This is a genomic window from Streptomyces sp. NPDC052109 (genome assembly GCF_040680195.1).
Lineage (GTDB): Bacteria > Actinomycetota > Actinomycetes > Streptomycetales > Streptomycetaceae > Streptomyces.
The window spans coordinates 1-3,694 of the sequence record NZ_JBFAWF010000060.1 but is presented as its reverse complement, the minus strand read 5'-3'; the positions used below and the strand labels follow the sequence as shown (position 1 = coordinate 3,694).

The 3,694-nt window shown below is 71.4% G+C and carries 1 protein-coding gene; it reads left to right on the top strand.

The window, feature by feature from the left end:
- Positions 1–3,694: condensation domain-containing protein (locus tag AB0L59_RS42145; RefSeq protein WP_365593488.1), on the top strand; the 3,694-nt coding region annotated here is incomplete at both ends.

Genomic DNA, 3,694 nt, shown 5'->3' with positions numbered 1-3,694 from the left:
CGTCGTGCGGCGACGCTGCAGGAGGAGTTGCTCTGTCTGGCCTTCGCCGAAGTGCTGGGTGTGGAGCGGGTCGGGGTCGATGACGACTTCTTCGAGTTGGGGGGTCACTCCCTGCTGGCGGTGCGGCTGGTCAGTCGTATTCGTACGGTGCTGGGTGTCGAGGCCGAGATCCGTACCGTGTTCGAGGCGCCGACCGTCGCCGCCCTGGCTGCCCGCCTCACGGGCGCCGAGAACGCGCGTACTCCGCTCACACCGATGCCACGCCCGGACCACCTCCCACTCTCCTACGCCCAGCAGAGACTCTGGTTCCTCAACCTCCTGGAGGAGTCGAGCGCCTCCTACAACATTCCGGTGGCGCTCCAGTTGTCCGGCGACACCGACCTGGAGGCGCTCGACGCCGCCTTCCGTGACGTGATCGAGCGGCACGAGGTGCTGCGCACGGTGTTCCCGGCGGTCGACGGCGAGCCGTACCAGCGGATCCTGGGACCCGCCGAACTCGACTGGGAGATCAGGGTCGTCCCGGTGACAGCGCCGGACCTGGAGAGCGAGGTGCAGCGGGCGGCGGAGCACGCCTTCGACCTGACCCGGGAGGTACCGATCCGCGCCTGGCTGTTCGAGACCGGGGACGGCGCGGACCCTGTGCTCACCGTCGTCCTGCACCACATCGCCAGCGACGGCTGGTCGACGGCGCCGCTGGCGCGGGACCTGTCCACCGCGTACGCGGCGCGCAGGGCCGGCCGGGCACCCGTGTGGGAGCCGCTGCCGGTCCAGTACGCGGACTACGCGCTCTGGCAGCGCGACCTGCTCGGCGACGAACAGGACGCCGACAGCCTGATGGCACGCCAGGTCGCGTACTGGAGGGAGGCCCTGTCAGGCAGTCCCGACGAGCTGGACCTCCCGGTCGACCACCTCCGGCCCGCCGTCTCCTCGTACCGCGGCCACGACGCGCCCCTGCGGATCCCGGCGGACGTGCACGCCCGGCTGGCGGAGCTGGCGCGTGCCGAGGGCGCGACGATGTTCATGGTGCTGCAGGCGGCTCTCGCCGTCCTTCTCAACCGACTCGGGGCCGGCACCGACATCCCGATCGGCACCTTCAACGCCGGCCGTACGGACGAGGCGCTGGACGACCTGGTCGGCTTCTTCGTCAACACGCTGGTGGTACGCACGGACCTGTCCGGCGACCCGACGTTCCCCGATGTCGTCGCCCGGGTCCGTGAGGCGGGGCTGTCCGCCTTCGCCCACCAGGAGGTGCCGTTCGAGAAGCTGGTGGAGGAGCTCGCACCTGCCCGTTCCATGGCCCGGCACCCGCTGTTCCAGGTGGCGCTGACGCTGCAGAACAACCAGTCGGCGACGCTGGAACTCGGCGGTGCGCGCTCCGCGGCAGCGGCGCTGTCGGCCGGCGCACGGTCGAAGTTCGACGTCGAGGTGGGTCTCGGCGAGGCATTCGACGACGATGGGGCTCCGGCCGGCCTGTACGGCGGAGTCGTCGCCTCGGCGGACCTGTTCGAGGCGGCAACGGTTCTGCTGTTCGCCGACTGTCTGGTAGCCCTTCTGGACACACTGACGGCGAACCCGGAGCTGCCGCTGAGCGGTGTGCGGGTCGTGGACGGCACGGGTGCCCCGGCCGTCTTCCCGGACCGTCCTGCCGACGAGTCGGTTCCTCGGGTGTCCGGCGCGGTCTCCGACCGCAGGCTGGTGGCGTACGTGGTGCCCGCGCCGGGCGCCGAGGTCGACCCGGCGGAGCTGCGCGCGTTCGTCCGGGAGCAGCTGCCGGAGTCGATGGTGCCGGCCACCGTGATGCTGCTCGACGAACTCCCGCTGACGGCCAACGGCAAGGTGGACACCGACCGGCTGCCCGTACCCGACTACACCGCGGGCGAGGGCCGGGGCCCGGCGACCCTCCACGAGGAGCTGCTGTGCGCCGCGTTCGCGCAGGTGCTCGGTCTGGAGCGGGTCGGTGTCGACGACGACTTCTTCGCCCTGGGCGGCCACTCCCTGCTCGCCGTCCGGCTGATCAGCCGGGTGCGGGTGCTGCTGGGTGCCGAGGTGCCCTTGCGGACCCTGTTCGAGGCGCCGACGGTCGCCGGGCTCGCGGCCCGCCTCACCGGCTCGGCCGAGGCTCGACTCGCCCTGCGCGCCGGGGAACGGCCGGAGCGCCTTCCGTTGTCCTTCGCGCAGCAACGACTTTGGTTCATCGACCAGTTGGAGGGACCCAGCCCGGCGTACAACATCCCGTTCCGGATCTCGCTCCCGGCCGGCATCGACACCGGGGCGCTGAGCGCGGCCCTGCGCGACGTCATCGGGCGGCACGAAGTGCTGCGCACGGTGTACGCGCAGGACGAGAACGAACCGTTTCAGCGCATCGTCGACATGGACGACCTGAACTGGGAGCTGCCCGTCGTACAGGTCCCGCAGGAGAAGCTGGAGGACGCCCTCGCCGAGGCATCGGGCCACGCCTTCGACCTGTCGGCGGACCTGCCGATCCGCGCCACGCTGTTCGAGTCCGGGCCGGGGGACAGGGTCCTGCTGATCGTGCTCCACCACATTGCCGGCGACGGCTGGTCGGAGGAGCCGCTCAGCCGGGACGTCGCGACCGCGTACCAGGCGCGGTCCGCGGGCCTCGCCCCGACGTGGGAGCCGCTGCCCGTCCAGTACGCCGACTACACGCTCTGGCAGCGTGAACTGCTCGGTGACGAGCGCGACCCGGAGAGCCTGGTTTCGCGGCAGATCGCCTACTGGCGTGGGGCACTTGCCGGGGTGCCGGAGGAGCTGGCGCTGCCGGCGGACCGGCCGCGTCCCGCGGTCGCCTCCCACCGGGCACACCGCCTGCCGCTGGAGATTCCGGCGGACGTGCACGCGCGACTGGTGGAGGTGGCCCGGGCGGCAGGCGTGACACCGTTCATGGTGCTCCAGGCCTCGCTCGCGGTGCTGCTCTCCAAGCTCGGTGCCGGGACGGACATCCCTATCGGTTCGGCGAACGCCGGCCGTACGGACGAGGCGCTGGACGACCTGGTCGGCTTCTTCATCAACACGCTGGTGGTGCGGACGGACCTCTCCGGCCGGCCGAGCTTCCGTGAGGTGCTGGACCGGGTACGCGAGGCCACGCTGTCCGCTCTGGCACACCAGGACGTCCCCTTCGAGAAACTGGTCGAGGAACTCGCTCCGGCCCGCTCCCGGTCACGCCACCCGCTGTTCCAGGTCCAGTTGGACCTGCAGAACAACACCGCCGAGCGAGTGACGGCGGACACCGGCACCGACGGCGAGGCGACCGGCGGCGCCTTCGCGGGCAGGGGGACCGCGAAGTTCGACCTGGAGGTGCGGCTCACCGAGGCGTTCGACGCGGCGGGTGCGCCCAGGGGCCTGCGAGGTTCGGTGGTGGCGGCGGCCGACCTGTTCGACGTGGAGTCGGCCGAACGGATCGGATCCGCCCTGCGCAGGGTGCTGGACGCGGTGACGCGCGACCCGGGCATGGCCGTGCATTCGGTGGATGTTCTGGACGCGGATGAGCGTCGTCGGGTGTTGGTGGAGTGGAACGACTCGGCGGTCGGTTTTGGTTCGGTGTTGGTGCCGGGGTTGTTCGCGGCGCGGGTGGCGGAGGTGCCGGATGCGGTGGCGGTCGTGGCCGGCGGTGAGCGGTTGTCGTTCGCGGAGTTGGATGCGCGGGCGAATCGTCTGGCGCGTTATCTGCTGGCGC